The 18,971-nt window shown below is 52.8% G+C and carries 22 protein-coding genes; 7 read left to right on the forward strand and 15 right to left on the reverse strand.

Annotation, left to right across the window (positions count from 1 at the left end; translation table 11 throughout):
- Window positions 1-3: 3 nt before the first annotated feature.
- Entirely contained in the window at window positions 4-906 is a 903-nt protein-coding gene (locus QBK88_RS02095) for a hypothetical protein (protein WP_277960720.1), read from the reverse strand.
- A 135-nt stretch (window positions 907-1,041) separates the two neighbouring features.
- Between QBK88_RS02095 and QBK88_RS02100 the strand changes: the two genes are divergently transcribed.
- Window positions 1,042-1,287 (forward strand): helix-turn-helix domain-containing protein, encoded by a 246-nt coding sequence (locus QBK88_RS02100; RefSeq protein WP_277960721.1) that lies wholly within the window; start codon window positions 1,042-1,044, stop codon window positions 1,285-1,287.
- Between the two features lie 147 nt (window positions 1,288-1,434).
- On the opposite strand, the gene QBK88_RS02105 is transcribed toward QBK88_RS02100, so the two are convergent.
- The 5 genes from QBK88_RS02105 to QBK88_RS02125 all read right to left on the reverse strand — a co-directional run bounded on the left by QBK88_RS02105 (window position 1,435) and on the right by QBK88_RS02125 (window position 6,245).
- Window positions 1,435-2,271: an SDR family oxidoreductase gene (locus QBK88_RS02105; RefSeq protein WP_277960905.1), complete on the reverse strand. Its 837-nt coding sequence runs from the start codon at window positions 2,269-2,271 to the stop codon at window positions 1,435-1,437.
- Between the two features lie 153 nt (window positions 2,272-2,424).
- The gene (locus QBK88_RS02110) at window positions 2,425-2,853 is read right to left on the reverse strand and encodes a (R)-mandelonitrile lyase (protein ID WP_277960722.1); all 429 of its coding nucleotides are present in this window, start codon (window positions 2,851-2,853) and stop codon (window positions 2,425-2,427) included.
- Window positions 2,854-3,240: 387 nt separating this feature from the next.
- Window positions 3,241-4,647 carry an MFS transporter gene (locus QBK88_RS02115; protein ID WP_277960723.1) on the reverse strand — a complete coding sequence of 469 codons (1,407 nt, stop codon included), beginning with the start codon at window positions 4,645-4,647 and terminating at the stop codon, window positions 3,241-3,243.
- A gap of 121 nt (window positions 4,648-4,768) precedes the next feature.
- A complete protein-coding gene (locus QBK88_RS02120; RefSeq protein WP_277960724.1) occupies window positions 4,769-5,818 on the reverse strand; it encodes an NAD(P)-dependent alcohol dehydrogenase in 1,050 nt (349 codons plus the stop codon).
- A 31-nt stretch (window positions 5,819-5,849) separates the two neighbouring features.
- Complete coding sequence (locus QBK88_RS02125; RefSeq protein ID WP_277960725.1) at window positions 5,850-6,245, reverse strand: nuclear transport factor 2 family protein; 396 nt, start codon at window positions 6,243-6,245, stop codon at window positions 5,850-5,852.
- 139 nt (window positions 6,246-6,384) lie between these two features.
- On the opposite strand from QBK88_RS02125, the gene QBK88_RS02130 reads away from it, so the two are divergent.
- A complete protein-coding gene (locus tag QBK88_RS02130; protein ID WP_277960726.1) occupies window positions 6,385-7,290 on the forward strand; it encodes a LysR family transcriptional regulator in 906 nt (301 codons plus the stop codon).
- 69 nt (window positions 7,291-7,359) lie between these two features.
- Here QBK88_RS02130 and QBK88_RS02135 read toward each other — a convergent pair whose 3' ends face one another.
- The 3 genes from QBK88_RS02135 to QBK88_RS02145 form a co-directional block, all read right to left on the reverse strand.
- Entirely contained in the window at window positions 7,360-7,950 is a 591-nt protein-coding gene (locus QBK88_RS02135; RefSeq protein ID WP_277960727.1) for an NAD(P)H-binding protein, read from the reverse strand.
- Between the two features lie 58 nt (window positions 7,951-8,008).
- Window positions 8,009-8,401 carry a nuclear transport factor 2 family protein gene (locus tag QBK88_RS02140; protein WP_277960728.1) on the reverse strand — a complete coding sequence of 131 codons (393 nt, stop codon included), beginning with the start codon at window positions 8,399-8,401 and terminating at the stop codon, window positions 8,009-8,011.
- Between the two features lie 154 nt (window positions 8,402-8,555).
- Window positions 8,556-9,545: an aldo/keto reductase gene (locus tag QBK88_RS02145; protein ID WP_277960729.1), complete on the reverse strand. Its 990-nt coding sequence runs from the start codon at window positions 9,543-9,545 to the stop codon at window positions 8,556-8,558.
- 198 nt (window positions 9,546-9,743) lie between these two features.
- On the opposite strand from QBK88_RS02145, the gene QBK88_RS02150 reads away from it, so the two are divergent.
- Window positions 9,744-10,634, forward strand: a complete 891-nt coding sequence (locus QBK88_RS02150; RefSeq protein ID WP_277960730.1) for a helix-turn-helix domain-containing protein — start codon at window positions 9,744-9,746, stop codon at window positions 10,632-10,634.
- 1,461 nt (window positions 10,635-12,095) lie between these two features.
- On the opposite strand, the gene QBK88_RS02155 is transcribed toward QBK88_RS02150, so the two are convergent.
- The 5 genes from QBK88_RS02155 to QBK88_RS02175 form a co-directional block, all read right to left on the reverse strand.
- Window positions 12,096-12,629, reverse strand: a complete 534-nt coding sequence (locus QBK88_RS02155) for a hypothetical protein (RefSeq protein ID WP_277960731.1) — start codon at window positions 12,627-12,629, stop codon at window positions 12,096-12,098.
- Between the two features lie 487 nt (window positions 12,630-13,116).
- Window positions 13,117-13,314: an AbrB/MazE/SpoVT family DNA-binding domain-containing protein gene (locus QBK88_RS02160; protein WP_277960732.1), complete on the reverse strand. Its 198-nt coding sequence runs from the start codon at window positions 13,312-13,314 to the stop codon at window positions 13,117-13,119.
- 174 nt (window positions 13,315-13,488) lie between these two features.
- Complete coding sequence (locus QBK88_RS02165; protein ID WP_277960733.1) at window positions 13,489-13,821, reverse strand: hypothetical protein; 333 nt, start codon at window positions 13,819-13,821, stop codon at window positions 13,489-13,491.
- 66 nt (window positions 13,822-13,887) lie between these two features.
- Window positions 13,888-14,202, reverse strand: a complete 315-nt coding sequence (locus QBK88_RS02170; protein WP_277960734.1) for a hypothetical protein — start codon at window positions 14,200-14,202, stop codon at window positions 13,888-13,890.
- A 68-nt stretch (window positions 14,203-14,270) separates the two neighbouring features.
- Window positions 14,271-14,894 carry a hypothetical protein gene (locus QBK88_RS02175; RefSeq protein WP_277960735.1) on the reverse strand — a complete coding sequence of 208 codons (624 nt, stop codon included), beginning with the start codon at window positions 14,892-14,894 and terminating at the stop codon, window positions 14,271-14,273.
- Window positions 14,895-15,559: 665 nt separating this feature from the next.
- Between QBK88_RS02175 and QBK88_RS02180 the strand changes: the two genes are divergently transcribed.
- Window positions 15,560-15,865: a helix-turn-helix domain-containing protein gene (locus QBK88_RS02180; RefSeq protein WP_277960736.1), complete on the forward strand. Its 306-nt coding sequence runs from the start codon at window positions 15,560-15,562 to the stop codon at window positions 15,863-15,865.
- 122 nt (window positions 15,866-15,987) lie between these two features.
- Here QBK88_RS02180 and QBK88_RS02185 read toward each other — a convergent pair whose 3' ends face one another.
- On the reverse strand, window positions 15,988-16,836 hold the full coding sequence (locus tag QBK88_RS02185; protein ID WP_277960737.1) for a hypothetical protein: 849 nt from the start codon (window positions 16,834-16,836) through the stop codon (window positions 15,988-15,990).
- 461 nt (window positions 16,837-17,297) lie between these two features.
- Here QBK88_RS02185 and QBK88_RS02190 point away from each other — a divergent pair, with 461 nt between their 5' ends.
- From QBK88_RS02190 to QBK88_RS02200, 3 genes are read left to right on the forward strand one after another with little or no spacing between them, the layout of a single operon-like run.
- Complete coding sequence (locus tag QBK88_RS02190) at window positions 17,298-17,462, forward strand: hypothetical protein (protein ID WP_277960738.1); 165 nt, start codon at window positions 17,298-17,300, stop codon at window positions 17,460-17,462.
- Window positions 17,463-17,501: 39 nt separating this feature from the next.
- Entirely contained in the window at window positions 17,502-17,816 is a 315-nt protein-coding gene (locus QBK88_RS02195) for a helix-turn-helix domain-containing protein (protein WP_277960739.1), read from the forward strand.
- Window positions 17,788-18,843, forward strand: coding sequence for a reverse transcriptase family protein (locus QBK88_RS02200; RefSeq protein WP_277960740.1), 1,056 nt, complete (start codon window positions 17,788-17,790; stop codon window positions 18,841-18,843). Before QBK88_RS02195 ends, QBK88_RS02200 begins: the two co-directional genes overlap by 29 nt.
- Window positions 18,844-18,971 lie beyond the last annotated feature (128 nt).

Raw genomic sequence — 18,971 nt, forward strand, 5'->3', positions numbered from 1 at the left:
AAATTAGAGGATTTGCGAGAGCAACACTTCGTCTGTTTTATTCTCGACGAGATCTACGCGCTGTGGGATTACCATTACGAAACGTTTTTTGAACAACCGCCCGCCCAGTCGCTCGCGCTGCACGCTGCCGACATATCCGTACACCACAAGGTGTGTACTATCCTTCGCAGCTTCGATTTTTCGCGCAAGACCTTCATCAGAAACCGGGAAGGAAACTTTAGACCCACCAATCATCCCAACAGCATAATTAGTCATCCCAGTCGCCATCAGGCATCGAGGCTTGGCAGCCCTGGCCATAGCTTGCGGGGATTTCATTTCGTTGTCGGAATAATATTCTTTATCTGAGAAAAAGCAGCTACTGACACCAAAGCCTTTAGTAGAAAAATTATATGAATCCAACTGCGCTAACGTGTCGATACGAACCAATCGGCGGCCTGCAACGCTTGCACCTTCCTGTTGAACAAGCTTAATTACCTCATTAGCCGCATCATGCTTTTTGAACGCATCTTGAGCGGATATGTAGTCGTACCCTGCGGCATACAGCGCGGGATTATCACGCTTGACGGCTGGTGAGATGCTGTCGGTAACAGCCTCAAGGACCTCTTCGTTGGACTCATCCCAGCCCCTGTAGGCAGTGTAATAGCGGAGCGGAGCAACTGGAGTGATGATGTTTTTGTAGGCCGACAGGTCTCCCATGGGGACAGCAGGAAGGTCTTCGCGCAAGGGGCGATTCTGCGGAGCTTCGGGTGAGTCTGTTTTGAGTACCGGCTGTTTGTCAGCCTGAGGAGCCTGGCTAATTTTATCGGCCTTCTTCGGGGCTTCATCGCCGCCAGAACACCCAGCCAGGGCAAGGCAGGCGACCGTGAGCCCTATGGCGAGTCTTCGGGCTTTGCCATCCGTTTTCATACTGCATTCCTTTATTCACCGCTCGGCCACGGCTACGGCCTCCCTGCTCCGAGGGGGTTAGGCCATATGCACTGCGGTAATTAATGGGTCGTAAATACCGTGGCCATAAAGCCATCATGCCGCCACATTCGCCTGATGGCAAGAATCTCCGCAGAGTCAGACACATACGGCGCACTCCCTCGATTGGGTGCGGCTGTGCGTGCTCGCAGGAAGGCGATGGTTCTATCGCAGGAAGCTATGGCTGACGCGGCTGGAATCGACCGGTCTCACATGGGGAAAATCGAACGGGGCGAGCGGAATGTCACACTGTTGAACGTGATGAGAATCGCAGCTGCGTTGGGATGCAAACCGTCTGACCTATTGCTGGATGCAGACCTGTAAGAACATGGCAAGATGCGGCTAGAGTGCTTCAGTAGCCGCGCTGATCAAGAATGAAGAGCTGCACCGGTTGGGTTGTTTCTGCGACCGCGACCTTGCAGCCACTGGCCTACATCCAAATGGAGCAGGCCAAGGCCTCAATTCACGAGTTTACTGGGGTGCAAGCTCTCCGAACCAATAGGATGAGGTAACACCCCCGTCCATGAGAAAGTCACTCCCGGTGATGAAAGTTCCTTCTGGCCCCATGAGTAGAGCAGCTACCGCTCCAACCTCATCAGGGGTTCCAGCACGCCCCGCAGGGCTTAGATCAATCATCCGCTTGTAACCCTCTCCTCTCGGGCCACTCAACTCATCACGGGCCAACGGCGTAATGATGATGCCGGGGCTGATGGTATTGATTCGGGCGCCTCGTTTTCCCCAGCGCACTGATTCGGCCATCACCCGCAGAGAATTGCCGCGCTTGGATACCTGGTATGCCATCAGTGGATCGGTAATCTTGTCGGACTGAAGCATGGGCAACTCTAGCAAATCCTCCGCAGGGGTAAGGGCCAGGGCTTTGTTTTCCTCTTGCGTCAGTGCCCGTAACCGATGGCCAGATTGGGAGGCAATGATGATGCCAGAGCCACCGGCTGCGATAACGTCTCCAAAGAGTTCCAACAGGAGGGCAGTGCCATACAAATCCACCCGGAGTATCGTTTCTACTGGCGCTTGCGAGGGCGAGACCCCAGCAGCGTTAATGACTCCTGTAACCGCCCCTAGCCCTGTCGCAAGCTTGACCAGTGCCGAAACAGACTCACGGGATGAAATATCAACTTCTGCGGTTGTTACAACGAAGCCTGCATCCAACAAAAGCTTCGCTGCGGCATCAGCGTTTGTTTTATGAAGATCGGCCAGCAAAACATGCTTACCTGCGCTAACGCGCCGAACAATTGCCTGGCCAATTGAGCCAGTGCCTACTAAAACAATAACCTCGTCGACCTTTTTCATAATCGCCTCATAAGCTAGCAAATCGATAGATTGCAACAGACACCACTGCCCTACTGCCGGAAATCCCTGAGCTAACCTTTGCAGAGCCGTATCCGAGATCTCAGAGCCTAGTGCTTAGGCAGAAAGCGTCGCCTCCTGATCAACGCCTGATCATCATTCTGTGACCAGTTCACCTTGCAGGTATTGCTCGTCGGTGACTGGCTCCATCCACTCTGTATTGATTCCATCAACAGTTTCTGTAACTGCAAAATGCGACATCGCGGTCGTCGCGGAGGCACCATGCCAATGCCGCTTTCCGCAGGCACAGGAGACCATGTCACCCGCTCGAATTTCAGTGCGAGGACCGCCCTCGCATTGAGTCCAACCGCCCCCTGTCAGCACAACGAGTGTCTGCCCCATCGGATGCGCGTGCCAATTGGTGCGCGCAGAAGGTTCAAATGTGACAATCGCACCGACAGCCCTTCCTGGAGCAGCCGCCTGGAACATGTTGTCAATCCGCACAGAGCCGGTAAACCAGGCTTCAGGGCCTTGGATCGATGGCTTACTACCCGCGCGGATGATTGTTTGGTCTGTGTTGTTCATTTATGTACCTATATATGTAGAAAAACCAGCTAGTTATTCAAAAGCATAGGACTTCTAACCCATCGCAACTCAAGCCCCCTGGCCTCTTTCGCCAAAGGCGGTCCTCAAGCAATCCTCAGGAACGAGGGCTATAAGTTTCTGCACAGTTATCGCATTTAGACTCATGAGCCCCGATCAAGCGGATGAGTACCGCCATCTCGTTAGAAACGAGAGTCGACGGGGATTGCGCCCATAAGTAATCAAATCTTTCAATTGCCTTGAGGTAGTCATGATGGCTGAGATCTTGTGTCAGGTCATACAGAAACATTCATGACTCCTCAGGATACCGGCCAGAGATACTACGTTTGATAACGTCCGCAATAACGGGAACAGCCTTCCGCACTAGGTTTAAACGGTGCGGACATGACTCTGTATCCCCCACGTACACAACATTGCCAAAGTCACCAGAAACGCCGCAATTAGGGTGCCGCCGCCCATAAGGAACACAGCACGGCAGCCGACAATAAGAGTGTCGTGTTGCCCGTTAACTGATTGTTCCGCGACCACTGCGATAGAAGACAACACTCCGAGACCAGAAGATGCCCCTAATTGGTGAGCAACGTTGACAGCACCTGAAGCCGCACCTCGCTCATCTGGCGATGTTTCGACAAGTCCAGCTGCCGTCATCGGAGGAAAAGCTAGACCTTGGCCGGAACCGATAAGCACCATTGGCAGAGCCACCGACAGCCAATAATTTGATTCTGGCGTTACTTGACTCAGCCATAGCAAACCCAAGGACGACGCGGCCAATCCCGAGAGAATTATCGCGTTGGGCCCAAAACGACCAATCAAACCAGGTACTTTCAGGGCGACCACAAAAGCAAACAAGGTCATTGGAAAAAAGCCAAACGCGGCTTGGACTGCACTGAAGCCCCGTACTCCCTGCAAAAGCTGAGATCCAAAGAAGAAGAAACCAACCATGGCGCCCAAGAAGAGAAAACGAATGATGTAGGCGCCTGCCCTACGGCGATGCATCAGAATGCGAAGTGGTAGCAGGGGATTGTCAACACGTCCTTCATGGATGAAAAACAGGGCGACAATTGCAAACCCTGCCGCAATAGGCACCAAGGCCTGCGCCGCTCCCCAACCAACCGAGGCCATCTCCATTACCCCATAGATAATCGTACCCACACCCAAGGTGGACAAAATCGCTCCAGGAACATCCAGTCGGTTCGGAGTGCGTGGGGTTTCCTCCAGGTATTTTTTGGCGAATAGAAGAATCAAACCACCGACAGGCAGGTTCAAGACAAAGCCCGCACGCCAAGAAATGGTGTCGGCTAGCACACCACCAACTACCAGCCCGAGGCTCGCGCCGATCCCAGCTGTAGATCCATACCAAGATAAAGCCTTGTTACGCTCCTGGCCTTCTGCAAAATTCGTTGAAACTAGCATCAGGGCTGACGGAGCCACAAATGCTGCACCGATGCCTTGAGCCGCTCGGGCGATCAACCGCCAGAGCGGTGACTCGGCCAGGGCAATAGCTAGTGAAGTGACCATGAAAATATACAAGCCCAAAAAAAGAGCCTTTCGGCCACCAATAATGTCCCCGCTGCGAGCCCCGAATAGAAGAAAGCCACCGAAGAACAGGGTATAAATACTTTGGGTCCAGGAAAGCTCCAACGGAGTCAGGCCGATATCGGCCTTGATGTGGGGCAGCCCAGTGATCACAATCGACGTATCGAGAATAATCATCATATAACTGCTAATAATAATCGCCAGAGCGACCATTTGTTGCTTGCGAAGCGTTGTCGTCATATCGATGCTCGTATAAACTCTCTTCTCGGATTAAAAAATATTGAACTACATAAAACAAACTTGTCGATATACCCTACCCTTCATGCAGAAAGGTAGGGCAGAAACATTGTGGCTTCACTAATCAGTCGAAGCCTTTCATATCCACAACAAAGCGATACTTCACATCGCCTGATTCGAGGCGCTCAAACGCTTCGTTGATTTGATCAGGACGGACCATTTCGATGTCGGCAACGATGCCGTTCTCGGCACAGAAATCGAGCATCTCTTGCGTTTCGGCAATGCCACCGATGTTGGAGCCAGCGAAGCTTCTCCGGCCCTTCACCACGTTAAAAGCACCAATCTCAATTGGTTTGGCTGGAAGGCCAACCAGCACCAATGTGCCGTCGATGCGGAGTAGCTTGAGATACGCGTTGACATCATGCTGGGCCGACACCGTATCGAGAATCAGGTCGACCTTGGAGGTATATGCCTTCATCTGTTCGGCGTCAGTAGTCAACACTGCGTCATGAGCACCCAGACGCTTTGCATCAGCGACCTTAGCTGGAGAGGTCGTGAAGACCACCACATGTGCCCCCATGGCCTTGGCAATGCGGATTGCCACATGGCCCAAACCACCGATACCCAGAATACCTACGACCTTACCGGCACCAGCTTTCCAGTGCTTCAACGGGGAGTAGGTGGTAATACCTGCGCACAGCAAAGGTGCGGCGGCAGCTGGGTCCAGTGATTCTGGCATCCGCAGGACATATTGCTCACGGCAGACGTAGGTCTGGGAAAAACCACCGTAAGTCATACCCCCGAGATGAGGATCTGGCGTGTTGTAAGACAGCGAGGTGCCGTTCTCGCAGAATTGCTCCAGGTCGTGGCGGCATGGGCTGCATTCACGGCACGAGTCCACAATGCACCCGACCGCTACGATATCCCCTACCTTGAAGCGGTTTACATCGGAGCCTACGGATGTCACCTTGCCTACAATTTCATGGCCAGGGACGACTGGGAACGTCGTGCCGCCAAAGTCATTTTTAGCTTGGTGAAGATCCGAGTGGCAAATGCCGCAATACAAGATGTCCATTTTCACATCATCAGGACGCAAATCCCGACGCTGGATTTTCATTACCCCTAACGGCTGATCTGCTGCTGCGGTGCCGATAGCTTTAATTACAGTAGTCATAAATCCTCCATTAATATTAACCAAACATTTTTCAATCTGATGAGGCGATGTAGCGGGCTTTCAAAATACCCCACTCACCTCCGTGAAGACTGAACTTTAGGTTGAACCTCAGTCGCCATGCTGCATGCAGCCCATTTACTGTGGCGTGAAATACACCATACCCATAAACTGTTCCCTTGACCGAAGCAACGTCGACAGATAAAGTTTCCGAAATTTCAATCTCACGACATTCCACGGCATGACTTTCGATCAGATCTAGTAACTCTTTCTTTCGCCGCGTGCACTCGCCGCCCAACACTATTGAAAAATCATCATGCAAAAGAGAACACAATGCGTTGGAATCACTACTGATCAGTGCCTGATGATAAAAATCAAAGGTCGCGCGAATCGCTTCATGCGAAGGAACCATCAAAGACTTACGGATCATATAAACTCATGCCTTACAGTTCCTCCGGCAGATAGACCGCGTAATTGCAGTTCCAAGTGGAATTACTCTTAGTATATGCGCTACCTATATCGCCGATTAAGGGGTAGAATCAGCTCGAACCTATACTTTGGATTAATGAATGGATCGGAATGAAATTGGCGATTTGCTGTCGTTTACCGTGGTTGCGAAGGAGCTGAGCTTCACTCGCGCTGCGGCGCGGCTCGAAACCTCCCAATCAGCAGTCAGCCAAACCATCCGGCGCCTGGAAGCACGATTGGGTGTGCGCCTGCTCGCACGCACTACGCGCAGCATGGCGATCACCCCCGCAGGCCAACGTCTGCTCGATACCTTGGGACCGGCCTTTGGCATGATCAATGCGACATTGGGTGATCTGAATCACATGCGCGATTCGGTTGCAGGCACCATACGAATCACTTCCAGCACCCATGCCGCCCAGCAAGTGCTTTGGCCCATAGTCGCGCGGCTGGTGAAACGTCACCCAGATATAGAGGTGGAAATTTGTGCTGATGGGGCACTGACGGACATCGTGAAAGAAGGTTTTGATGCAGGAGTGCGTTTGGGCCAACAAGTTGAGCGAGACATGGTCGCAATGCGGATCAGCGCTGATATGCGACTAATCGTGGTAGGCACACCAGAATATCTGCGCACTCGAAGCACTCCCGTCACTCCTCAGGAATTAACCAGGCACACCTGCATTAACGTTAGATTGTCGACATCCGGCGCCCTTTATGCCTGGGAGTTCCACGGGGATGGACGAGACCTCCGCGTACGCGTCACTGGAACGCTGATATTCAACAGCACCCACCTGGTACTACAAGCTGCGCTGGAGGGACACGGTTTAGGGATGGTCTTTGAGGATGTCGCACGACCGTATATTGAGCAGGGAAAACTAATCCAAGTTCTGGACGACTGGAGTCCGGAAATAACGGGTTACCACCTGTACTACCCCAGTCGCCGGGAACATTCGGCAGCGTTCCAGGCTTTGCTCGACGAACTGAAGGGCAATATGGCTGCGCTACTTTAAGGTCAATATCACACAGAGGACTCCGCGCCCATTCAGCTTCGCCGATTTGTAGCGCACAGGCGTACATTGCTATTTCTTATGCACGCCAAGGCTCTCGCGAATGCCCACGCCGGGATCAGTGATCAGTTTCACAATCAGATCTGCAACACTGCGCCGCGAAACACTGTCGGACGAATTCTTGAAGTTCTCGCCTTTTGTAGTGGTGCCATAACTCACTTCCTGATCATCGTTAAGCCACGCGGGCCGAACAATCGTGTAACTCAAACCTGATGACTCAACATGTCTTGCAGATTCTCGATAGGGATCAAGAATTTTCCCATAGCGCTCGCCTGGCACTTCATCATAAATTCCCATTGAGCTGACAAAGATCAGGCGCGAAACTTTTGTCTTCCGCATTGCCTCAATAATGGCCTGCGACTGCTCCCCTAACTCGCCAGAGAGGTTCGCGTAGACGACATCTTGCCCAACCATCGCGGCCTCAAGCCGGTTGCTATCCATTACGTCTCCCTCCACGATACGCGCCGAGGCCGCAGTTCTGGAGAGCCGAATGTGGTTCGAATTGCGCAAATATAGCGTTTGCTCAACAGCGGGCATAGTCGACAATAAATCAACCACATGGCGAGCGATCTGCCCCGCCGCCCCCAGAATCAACACTTTCATATTTTATTCCCATATGATTCAGATCAATCGTCAGTGAAAAGGAACTCATCAGAAACCGTCAGAATGCATCATATCGAGCACGAGACAGCTTCCAGCCACTGCTCCCTTTGGTTAATTCCAGCTTGAACTTGAGTCTCCAGGGAGCATGCATCCCTTGGATTGTGGCGTCAAACACGCCTCTTCCACTCACCACCGCCGACTCAGAGCCTAGATGGACCTGAAGCTCTTTAGCGTTGACATCAATTCGGTGATAGTCATAAGCACCGGAGCGTACAACGCTGAGCCATTCCTGCTTAGGCTGCCGATACCCGGTAATATGAATCAGAAAATACTCAGGCTCCAGCATGTCACTCAGATCAGCGACATGAGCAGCCACCATGGCTTCGTGATAGCGAGCAACCGCAGTCAGAACTCTTTGAAGCTGCTTTTCAGAAAGGTCATCAGCAGACATCATTATTAAACCCGTAAGTTATGGGCGCTCATTTGCCTTATCTCCATAGAGCCATAGCCCACAGAGGCAATGACTCATTCATACAGTATTTCGGCACGCAGTAGAGAGGAAAACTAAAATTCATTACCCCTAAACTGCGCCGTAACTTTATCGATTACTGCTCGGACATCGACAGCAGGCCTTCGTCCAACCGCCCACCTTGGATCTGGATAGCCGACATCTGGTCGTCAATTTCTCGTAGCTCGCTAGCTGTCAGATTTACTTGAATCGACTTGATGTTGTCATCCAGGTATTCAATTTTATCCATGCCTGGAATCGGCACGATCCACGGTTTCTGTGCCAGCAACCATGCCAGGGCGATTTGAACCGGGGTTGCGTTTTTCTTGGCTGCAATACTGCGCAGCATGTCGACAACTGGCATGTTCGCCTTCATCGCCTGCGGGGTGAAGCGAGGGAAATTCGCTCTAAGGTCAGTCGCAGCATCAAACGTAGTATTGGCATCGATGGTCCCCGTCAGGAAGCCAGTGCCCAGCGGGCCCCAAGGTACGAAACCAATGCCCAACTCTTCACATACGGGAATGACTTCGGCTTCTGGCTCGCGCGTCCAGATGGAGTATTGGTTCTGGACCGCCGTGACAGGATGCACTGCGTGTGCTTTGCGGATGGTTGAGGCACCAACCTCAGACAGGCCGTAGTGCAAAATCTTTCCTTCCTGGATCAGGTCCTTTAGCGTCCCCACAACCTCCTCAATCGGCACGTTTGGATCGACGCGGTGTTGGTAAAACAAATCGATGTAGTCAGTCTTCAGGCTGATCAGTGATGCCTCAGCGACGGCGCGAATAGTTTCAGGACGGCTATCCGTCCCGACAATCCCACCATTCTCAAGTTTGAACCCGAATTTCGTCGCCACCTTCACCTGATGACGAAAAGGGATGAGGGCCTCCCCCAGCAGCATCTCGTTGACGTAGGGGCCGTAAGCCTGGGCCGTGTCAAAAAAGGTGATGCCCCGCTCAACAGCCGCGCGGATGACCTTGACGCCTTCGCTCTGATCCACAGCTTTGCCAGTGCCAAAGCTCAAATTCATAACGCCCATGCCGAGGGCAGAAACTTCCAGACCGCTGTTGCCCAACTTGCGCTTAATCATGGATCACCTCCAATTGTCGGTTTGATTCGATGGCGCTAGTCTGGGCCGATGGGGCCAGCCCCTCCACCTTACTCTTGCGAGACATGTCGTGATTTTGCTTTCCTCTTCACGCCAACGATGCCCCTCCAGAACGTGTCATCGCGGCGCCCTGAACTCTCCGGAGCAGCAACACAAATGAATACCCGGCCGGTCCCTCAGATGACATCAGCCCACAGCCTCGATGAGTACCCGGCAGGCAAGAAAATTGCCAGTTCCAGCGGTTCGGCATGGCGCAATGTGAAGGTTTCAGTGTTTGAGCTGACTGCCATTTCTGAGACCTTTACCATGCCATCGGTATCGGAGCCCTTTATCACCTGGATCGCCGCTGGGGAGGCCGAAACACAAGAGCGAGACCCTGATGGTCCTTGGCTGAAGAATCACATCCACACTGGATCGTTGTTTCTAACCGCAGCAGGCGCCTCGTATGAATTCAGTTGGAAGCGCTTGAGCGCCGAGCCCCTCGTGGTCGTGATGGTATTGCTGGACCTACCTACCTTCGAAGAGGCACTCATGGATGTGCATGGTGAGCAAGCTGAGCACGCAGTGCTCCGTGATCTTTCAGGCTTCGAAGATCAACGCCTCGTGGGGTTTCTTCAGTGCCTTCGGGCTGAAGCGGATCTCAAGGAGCCTAGCGAGCTATACGTCCGCAGCGTCACACAAGCCATCTGCGTTCACCTTGCACGTAATTACACAGACCTGAATGTTGCATCCAGCAAAACCGCACCGTCGCTTCCGGCGTTTAAACTACGCCGCATCACCGAGTGGATGGCAAAGCATTTTGCTGACGAGTTCAGCCTGGCAGTACTCGCGGAGCAAGCAGGCCTAAGCGAATTCCATTTCAATCGGTTGTTCAAGCGCGCGATGGGCGTTCCTCCTTCTCAGCACCAGATCAAATTGAGGATGGAGGCAGCCAGCCGTTTGCTGAGGGAGACGGAAATGACAGTGCTTACGGTTGCAAACGAGGTGGGATATTCGAACCCAAGTCACTTCGCGCGTATCTTTCGCAAGGCAACTGGTTCCACGCCTAGCGAATATCGGCGCCAACGTTAGGTGACAAATAGTCCGTGCAACGATTCAGACGGAACAACACATCACGAATGGCACAAGGTGCAGCACTGTGACGAGCAACTGGGAATAGGCGTTGATCGCCGTTGTAAAGAAAGAGCTTGAGCAGCTGAAATAGCTGATCACGTGTGAAAAGGCAGGTACTGACGACATCGAAAAACAAGATGTCCATGCTCAGATCAGTCGGTTGGGCGGACTCACCGACCTGGCCGGCCGTGACTGCCATTGAGCGAGACGAGCACAGCAAAGCTACAGAGGAGCAACGAAACTGCCATGCGTTGGGTGCGGGAAGGTATTAGCGAAAATTGAATGTCGACCGGCTGCGCCGAAGCCTCCCAGGGGGGCTAGCTTCCCTATGGTAGAGATACCGCCTGCATTGGTACCAGGATAAATCCGGATACTCGTGTGACTAGCAATCGGATCAGCCATGCCAGCCTGAGCGGAAAAGCAACAGGTGAGCCGTCCCGCACTCCATCCACAATCAACATCCTGCGTGCAGCTCATTTGTCGTGCTTGAAGGCCTCGCAGATCACGTCCAAGTCATCCCAAGGCGCGCTACGCTGACCAGCATGGCCACAACCCGGAAGGTGTTCAAAAGCCTTTTCACGATGCGTCTCAGGCTGCTGGGAATGGCATGTTCTGCAAGACACAACCCCATTTGCAAGTCGCCAGCGAGTGTTCCACATAATCAAATCTTCGTTTGCAGTCATGACTGCTAACCCTTCGCATTCCTTACCATATCCGAGTAGATGCTGAGCCACTGGCTTCGTTCATCACGAAGGCTCCAGCCAGGCATGCCAGAGCTGCTGCTCCTCTAGTTACGCCCTCTATCATCAAGCGCCGCAAATCGCAGCAGCGGAGGATGCACCTGCACGGTCCGACCGCCATCAGATTAACGCTCCCGAATCCTTAGCCCTAAACGCCATCTTAGCTGCGCAGCTAAGATGGCGATTTGAGCTAAGGATCCTCTGTCGCTAGACCCTGCGACGCTTGAAATAAAGCGCTACCGCAGCCAGAAATTCCAGCCCTACCAGGACTCCAAGCGCGATCAACCAGCCGACGTATTCGACAATGAAAGCCTTCGCCCCGCCTGACGTAGGACGCAACTTCATCAGCCATCACAGTTGTTTCGCCATGGCCAAATCGCTTGATCACATAGCCTAGCTACAGGCGCGGTCTGCTGGTCATTGAATTCATCTTTGAAGGACGGCATCGAGACCGTGTAATCATTGCATTGGGGGCACCCAACCTGCATTTCCCGCTTGGAGCCCCCCCTCGATCTTAGGTCAAAGCCCTCAGTCAAAACAGGAACGCTCTGGCTCAGTTCAGCCATGGGCACTATGCACTCCGCGCAAACCAGGTGAGCGGACACAAACAGCTTTTGCTTGCCGCCTACCTAAATGCACATCAGGCCAAGGCCACAAGTTTTCTCAGTACTATTTATGGTCAGTCAAGCAGGCCTTCTAGCTCTAGGTAGTGCTCCCGTCCAAGTCGGGTTAGGTCAGCGTATTGGAACCCGTATTTGTCGTACGCCTGACGAATTAGCCCCACGCCCAGCAGGTGGTCTAGGGCTGTCTGAGTAGCGATTCTGGACAATCCTGAGAGTTCGCGGATGTGATCAAGGTTAAAGCGATGGCCCTCCTGAATGGATTTTCCCACAACCACAAACACCCGCTGTTGATCATCAGTGAGGGGGGAGCCTTTCGGCGTCTCCTCTTTCTCAAACCACCGCACGTAAATCAATGCACTGGCAGGCACCAGCAGAATCAGGATCAGGAGGCATAAGAGCAATATCAGCCAGAGAGGGAATGTAACGTCCCTAGCAAACCAATGGCCCACACTTAAAAGCCAGCCCCACAGCCCAGAGATGGCAGGGCTGAACAGGGACACGTCAAAATGGCTTTCTACAGCCTTGGTTATCGGTACGGCTGCAACAGTGCCCAATGCCCACCATCCAAGTGTTTTAAGTGACTTGTGCATACCCGCATCCTTAATCGCAATGAGCCATTATCCCTGAACACCAGAAACAGAAAAACCCCACCACCTCTGGCGGAGCTTCTTTTCAATCGCTTGTTGTGGCTGTGTACGAGCCCGGCCAGTAGCGTAACGTCCCTGGAGGTATGGATGCGCCAGCATCAGTCTTACAAAACGCCGCTACGGACAATCCAGACACCTTGCTGCCATTCACAATCTTTTGTTGCTGCTTCACATAGGCAAGTAGCAGCTTCTGGATGTTGAGAGGGATGGCCGTTGACGCCCCAGCAACGGGACCACGGGACGCTCCCTGGACTGGCCAATAATTGCTTTGAGGTTCTTCCAATACTGGAACCAGATCATCAGCTACATAGGTCAGTTCCTTGCGCTATCCGGAAGTCACTCAGGCGCGCTAACCTTGGAAACCTAAGTAGATAACCCCAGAGGGTTCCAGCCTCAACCGCGCGACGCGAGTCGGAACGCTTACGCCAGATCAGAGAGATTCGCTGCGAACCGCCGTCAATACCAGCCTGCATTCGATATGCTCGACGTTCAGCGCGTCTTCGCACTCAAGATTGAGCGCGGCCATAACCTCAGCTGGCAGTTCGATGACAATGTCGCCACTGCCATCCCGGGGATCGATGCACGCCACAGTCACTTGCACATTCATCATCTGCCCCACTGGTTGCATTACGAAATTGCCTGAGCAGTGGTCTGGCCAGTGGCAACTGAGCCCAATTAAACTGACCAGCGCCCCCCCTGGCCACTTCCGCGCAGCGGCTTCCTCGGGTAAAGAGCCGTATGGAAAATAAAAAGCGCCACTGGTAGCTGCTGCGGCCTTAGCTCACCAGGTTATTCCCAATCTTCAAAACTCCGGCAATTCAGGCAGAGGATCGAGGTCCTCACCACGATGGAGTGAATTCGATTTCAGATCACACTGGCGAAGCGTGTCTGCGATGACGTGTGCGTCGTCAATCGCCGCCACCAAATGTGCGAGATCATCTGCCGACGTTTCAGTAACCAGCTCAACCTCGACGTCGGGAAAAATCTGATCTGGCAGTACTGTGAGTCGATACACAGCTCCCATGCCTGGCGAGAGCATCAGTTCAAACACGTGGTGAATCGTGTCCGCCCTAAAAGAAAAGGTGTTCATGAATGGATTGAGGCCTTGATAGTGAATAGGCTGCTTGAAGGCCATATGCCATCCAGAGCAGTGCCCGACTCTACCAGATGCGCACGCCGGAGCGGCTGAACCATACGATGGTCAATCAGCCAGGTGAGCTGGCGCATCGAGATGAACCTCACATCGAGTGCGCTGCCATCCATCAGTGACAACCAATCGGCCTGGGCCACCACATAATTCACATGTGCGCATTGAATGAGTCAGCGCGAAATCGACCCACGCCTGCATCTCCTCGGACGAACCGTTGAGCAGGATGCGTATCCCGCCGAATTTTTCCTTAATGGCGTGCAGATGGCCGGAAGCTTCACCTCCGCGCAAATTTCGTTCGTGCAGCAGGCTGCACAACGACTCCAGAATGGGTAACCAGCCAGGCCCGCACGCGGCGATCAGTACCACGTCTTCGCCTCGAAACACAGTCGGATATCGCTGGCCAAAAAGCAGCTGGAGGTCTGGCCCCCAAGTGCTCAATTCTCAGGCCCTTCTGACGGTCCAGACAGCTTGCGATGCGATGTAACTAGGCCATGCTCACGAAGTTCAGCGATCGTTCTGTCGAAATTAGCTTCGATCTGCTGCAAATATTTTGCATCAGATGGAGGGCGGAACGGGTGGCGCTTGCCCTCCCGAGACGAATCCACATCGACCGGTACAACCTTGGGCCGTGCAGGAAGCTTTAAAGATCGCGGCTTTAAAGAACCTTTGCCGATCACCGGAGATACCTCTTCATGGTGAATCACACATTCTGGCGAAGTCGGACGTCTATCGCTCTCCCGCATCAAATTAAAGAACCATTGCCATCCTGAAGCAGCGAACGAGATGATGCCGTATCGGCTACCCGTTTCAGTCACTACCCAGACACTGTCCCCTGCAAAGTGGACCTCAACTACCTGAGACGTTTGAATTCGGTGGCCATCTGCAAATAGGCCAGACGGTTCTGCCCTTACATGACGCCACACCTCGCCTGCCAGCAATGGAGGCGGCGCCACTCTGGCAATCGTGATGAACCCCGTAAATTCAATACCGCATGAGTCGGTGATCAATTGAGAGATTGCGTTTTCAACGCCCGGCGTCATTTGCCCACCCGTTTTCATAAAAAGCACTTCCCGCTAAATAATTTCGATGGATTCAGCGCATTGGCCGCAACGTAAGCACTCTACGTCCGAGCCCTCCTGTCGATTGAGACCAGCAGCTCACCGCTGAATAGTCTTCGAGCGCCAACGCGGTCTCTTTCACGCCATCCGAGCGCTTCACAGGCGCCCGGAGCAAGGTCCAGAAAAAACCGACCGTCAATCGCCTGGCATACATGCCCCAGTGTGGCCAGAGGGCGTGGATCATCGAGTGACTCACGCATCACCCTCACATCAGTGGGAGAAACGTATGGCAGATACGCAGGGTCGAGCACGAAATACGCGGCTCGACGGGTTTGCTTCGCCGACTCGGAGGCTTCGATATCTTCGACATCGATTTGAAGCCCTCCTCTACCGACCACTCGTACACCACCTGGTTTAAGCGCCTGGGCACGAAAATAGCGGTCAACGCGATCCCGAATCTTTAGCCATGCTGCGAGTGAAATCACTGATCTTCCTGCCCCAGTCTGCTGTCCAGCCCCAAGCGCAGCAGGCATGCATAGCGAGCCCAGCCAGAGGCTTCATCACTGACATAATTTCAACAAATGATCACAATAGTGTTCATTTCGTTAATCGTAGCGTCGTCTGCGTTTAAATGCCAGCTTTTCGGGAAGTCTGGAGCTAGCTGCTTGAACATCGATGAGGCGTTTGGCCTGGTGCTGCGTGAAATGCGCGAGTACAGCAAGCTCAACCAGGACGCTTTTGGTGCAGCAGCAGCACGCACTTACATCGGCCGCCTGGAGAGAGGTGAGCATTCACCGACCCTGGAGCGCATCGTTAAGATCGCTGAGGTTTTGGAGATAGACCCCTTGGTCCTGATTTTGTGGGCATTCGACCGGTCAAGGGGTAAAGAGCCTGGGACAAGCGGAGAGAAAGGCAGCCAGACTTTGCGACGAATCATGGCCGCGATGCTGGAGCTGAAAGAGAAGGATTGAGCATTACCACTGACGGCCACGTGACCTAAAAGCCATCCCCCCAATTTGCATATTTCTCGCACAGCAAGCTTGAGTGACATCCGCCTACGCGCCGCCATTTCAGCGGCGGCAGGATTTACAAATCACGTCCTGAGTGCCCGAATTCTTGCAGTCAAATCCGCCTCAAGCTGCGCTATTCCTTGATCGTTTCCGAGATACCTAATGTGGCGTAGGTGTGCAATATCGAATGGGATGTCAACTGCGTTTTGGGTAATTATGATCACTTCCTTGCCATAGGAATGAGCGATTCCCATCTCATAGAAGACGTTGGCATTCTTCCCAGTGCAGTCGCAAACGACTATCGCGGCTTCGTCAATCAAAGCAACGACATCCTGGATAATCGCCGGGTGGTCCCATCTATTGTCGGCCCGCCCACTGTCCATCCCATTCGCTGTAGCCGCTCGTTGAATGGCATCCCAGACAAGCCCGAAACCCGCGAAAGGCATCATGGCAGAGAGTAAATCAGGGCGAACGCGCTGAGGCGTGGACAGCTGGAAGACCGTAGGCTGTCGAATGGGTCGTCGCCACTCCGTCAACAAGATCCTGAACAGATCAGCGTCCTTGATAGCCCAATGGCTGTGTTCGAATGGGCCAAATCCCCGGCGCGGGACCTGAATCCCTAAAGCGGGAGCAAGTGCCATCAGATCATCCAGAGGAATCGGGGGGATATCAAGGTCGTAGCGATACTCGACAACAACATTGCCGCCCTGCAATCGCGTGCTGGTAATCTCTCCGACACGAGCGACCCGATCAGGCTCAAACCTTGATTTTTCCGGGGAAAACACGGCAGGCAATTGCCTCATGAGATCAAAATTGGGGAGATCTCCAGTTTTCCACTCTGCCCCCAAAGCAGCATCAACGTAGACACGTCCGAGAGACAGTTCGTCGCGCCGACCGCTCCATCCGTTCCCCATCACCAGCAAATTGAACATAGATAGCCTCCCTGCCCAAAGATCGTCTATTAAAATGCCTGGCCTTCCCGCGTCGCAATCGAATCTGACCGCGCTCCACTCATCGGCGTGCGGCCTTATCCGCCGAACTGCTGATGAACGCTAGCCCTATTCACCTGCGCTAGAGCCCCTCACCGCCGAAATATTTTCGCTAACAGCGAATTTATTTTTTGACTTCTCGCAAGATCAAGCATAGCCTGCATCTGCGGTAGGGAGATTTACTCGCAGATGTGGGGGCTTCGGCCCTGTGGAGGTTCGCCTCTAACCCTTCCCCACGCGCGCCGAGGCCTCAGCACCACTGGCCACCGGGCAGCGAAGGGATACTGCTTCCGCGCGAGACGGAAGCAGGTGCTCAGAAGGGGGGAAAAGTATTGCTTGCTCCAGTTTTCAGTCCAGTTGCACGCGAGACCTCTCAATTCTGGGAGGGCAACGAGGATAAAAGAATGAAAACTGATAAACCCGCCAAGCGACGCTCGACAGTGAAGAAACGACGTAAGGTGAAGTGGCTAAAGGTGATTCTCGGTGCTGTACGTTGGATCGGGTTCGCGTTATCCCTGGTCGACAAGCACTGGCCCAAGCTCTCGGAAAGCTTACGTGACCTGCTCTAACTGTCTTACCCCCGCTGTTGTCACCCGTAAAGGAGCCCTATGATGTTGAACCAGGCGCTACGCTTGATTCGCACTTACCATGACTTGTCTCAGACCGAGCTTTGTAAGGAGCTTGGCATCTCAAACTCATATTTATCAGAGATTGAGTCAGGAAAAAAGCAGCCTACGATTGAGCTGCTCACCAAGTACAGCGATCACTTTGAGATACCGTTATCCTCCATACTTTTTTTCTCTGAGAATATGGACACCCCTAAACCAACATCCAAGCTACGAACCAGCATTGCAAAAAAGGTAATAAACATCTTGGAATGGGTGGAAAATAAAAATGAGGCAAAAACGAAAAAAAACACTTAAGCGGGAACGTAAATCCTACGACATTTGCCAAAGCGCGTTATACAACACATCGACCAAATTTAAGTTAGCCTCGCTATTCTCAATTGAACTCACAGAGTTAAGAGAGTGTATTGGCGATTACCGCCAATTCCAGCTAATACCAGAGCCAGACCCCTTCAAGACTGGCAAGCCACCCAAAGCTCGACAGGTGCAGAAGCCATCGCCTCGCCTTATGGTGATTCATGAGCGAATTTTGAAGCTTCTAAGGTGTGTACGTGTCCCTGAGTACATGCAATTTGCGCTGAAAGGTACGTCTTATAAAGTAAACGCCGAGTCGCACCTTGGGAAAAACAGCATAGCCACGCTGGACATTCGGAATTTCTTCGGTTCCACTTCAAAATCAAAGGTATTCAATTTTTTCAAGGAAGCTCTGAAGGCACCTGGTGATGTCGCCAACTTATACGCGGACCTCATCACGTTTGACAATTGCCTACCTACTGGCAGTCCCCTCAGCCCATTAATTTCATTCTACGCAAACAGAAACCTTTTTGACGTCATAAACAAAATAGCAGAAGCCCACAATTTAACGTTCACCTGCTACGTTGACGACTTGACGTTCTCAGGTGACAAAATTAGCGATGGCTTTATGTGGCAGATTGAACAAACTATCGCTGCGTATGGACACGTTGTTGCCAGCAACAAAACTAAAGTATTCGAAAATGGGAAAGCTGCTCATATCACTGGGGTCGTTATCCATGATGGAGTTATTCGAGTACCGAACGCCCGACACAGGAAAATGAGGCTAATTAGGACCGCGATTACGAGCGGCAAAGGCACTCACGGGTTTTCAAAAAAGGAACTTGAGTACAAATTGGCAGGATTGCTTGGTGAAGCGGCCTATCTCGACCCTAGCCACCTGCCAGCAGCCATTGAGTTCAACAAGTCAATTCAACGAAATAGTCTAGCGGCTACCGAGTATAGATCTAGCCATGCGGAGACGAGCAGCGGACAATCTTTCGATAGCCCTGTAGACCTCCCTTGGGAGTAGTGTTACGCGTGGGGTACCTACCAGTGAGCACTGACCTGGGACTGCGCCAACCAGACCGGCATAGCACGAAAGGTGCCATCAGTTGGCTGGTGAGGGCTTACGTACGGCAATATAGCCTCCCCTGAGTA

Source organism: Pseudomonas sp. RIT-To-2 (assembly GCF_029623465.1).
GTDB lineage: Bacteria > Pseudomonadota > Gammaproteobacteria > Pseudomonadales > Pseudomonadaceae > Aquipseudomonas > Aquipseudomonas silvicola.

Excerpts from the sequence above, each read along its gene's own strand:
- QBK88_RS02185 (WP_277960737.1), bottom strand. The coding sequence starts at position 16,836 with ATGTTCAATTTGCTGGTGATGGGGAACGGATGGAGCGGTCGGCGCGAC.
- QBK88_RS02165 (WP_277960733.1), bottom strand. The coding sequence starts at position 13,821 with ATGGCCTTCAAGCAGCCTATTCACTATCAAGGCCTCAATCCATTCATG.
- QBK88_RS02120 (WP_277960724.1), bottom strand. The coding sequence starts at position 5,818 with ATGACTACTGTAATTAAAGCTATCGGCACCGCAGCAGCAGATCAGCCG.
- QBK88_RS02115 (WP_277960723.1), bottom strand. The coding sequence starts at position 4,647 with ATGACGACAACGCTTCGCAAGCAACAAATGGTCGCTCTGGCGATTATT.
- QBK88_RS02105 (WP_277960905.1), bottom strand. The coding sequence starts at position 2,271 with ATGAAAAAGGTCGACGAGGTTATTGTTTTAGTAGGCACTGGCTCAATT.
- QBK88_RS02200 (WP_277960740.1), top strand. The coding sequence starts at position 17,788 with ATGAGGCAAAAACGAAAAAAAACACTTAAGCGGGAACGTAAATCCTAC.
- QBK88_RS02155 (WP_277960731.1), bottom strand. The coding sequence starts at position 12,629 with ATGCACAAGTCACTTAAAACACTTGGATGGTGGGCATTGGGCACTGTT.
- QBK88_RS02145 (WP_277960729.1), bottom strand. The coding sequence starts at position 9,545 with ATGATTAAGCGCAAGTTGGGCAACAGCGGTCTGGAAGTTTCTGCCCTC.
- QBK88_RS02135 (WP_277960727.1), bottom strand. The coding sequence starts at position 7,950 with ATGAAAGTGTTGATTCTGGGGGCGGCGGGGCAGATCGCTCGCCATGTG.
- QBK88_RS02130 (WP_277960726.1), top strand. The coding sequence starts at position 6,385 with ATGGATCGGAATGAAATTGGCGATTTGCTGTCGTTTACCGTGGTTGCG.
- QBK88_RS02160 (WP_277960732.1), bottom strand. The coding sequence starts at position 13,314 with ATGCAACCAGTGGGGCAGATGATGAATGTGCAAGTGACTGTGGCGTGC.
- QBK88_RS02125 (WP_277960725.1), bottom strand. The coding sequence starts at position 6,245 with ATGATCCGTAAGTCTTTGATGGTTCCTTCGCATGAAGCGATTCGCGCG.
- QBK88_RS02190 (WP_277960738.1), top strand. The coding sequence starts at position 17,298 with ATGAAAACTGATAAACCCGCCAAGCGACGCTCGACAGTGAAGAAACGA.
- QBK88_RS02140 (WP_277960728.1), bottom strand. The coding sequence starts at position 8,401 with ATGTCTGCTGATGACCTTTCTGAAAAGCAGCTTCAAAGAGTTCTGACT.
- QBK88_RS02110 (WP_277960722.1), bottom strand. The coding sequence starts at position 2,853 with ATGAACAACACAGACCAAACAATCATCCGCGCGGGTAGTAAGCCATCG.
- QBK88_RS02100 (WP_277960721.1), top strand. The coding sequence starts at position 1,042 with ATGGCAAGAATCTCCGCAGAGTCAGACACATACGGCGCACTCCCTCGA.
- QBK88_RS02195 (WP_277960739.1), top strand. The coding sequence starts at position 17,502 with ATGATGTTGAACCAGGCGCTACGCTTGATTCGCACTTACCATGACTTG.
- QBK88_RS02175 (WP_277960735.1), bottom strand. The coding sequence starts at position 14,894 with ATGAAAACGGGTGGGCAAATGACGCCGGGCGTTGAAAACGCAATCTCT.
- QBK88_RS02150 (WP_277960730.1), top strand. The coding sequence starts at position 9,744 with ATGACATCAGCCCACAGCCTCGATGAGTACCCGGCAGGCAAGAAAATT.
- QBK88_RS02095 (WP_277960720.1), bottom strand. The coding sequence starts at position 906 with ATGAAAACGGATGGCAAAGCCCGAAGACTCGCCATAGGGCTCACGGTC.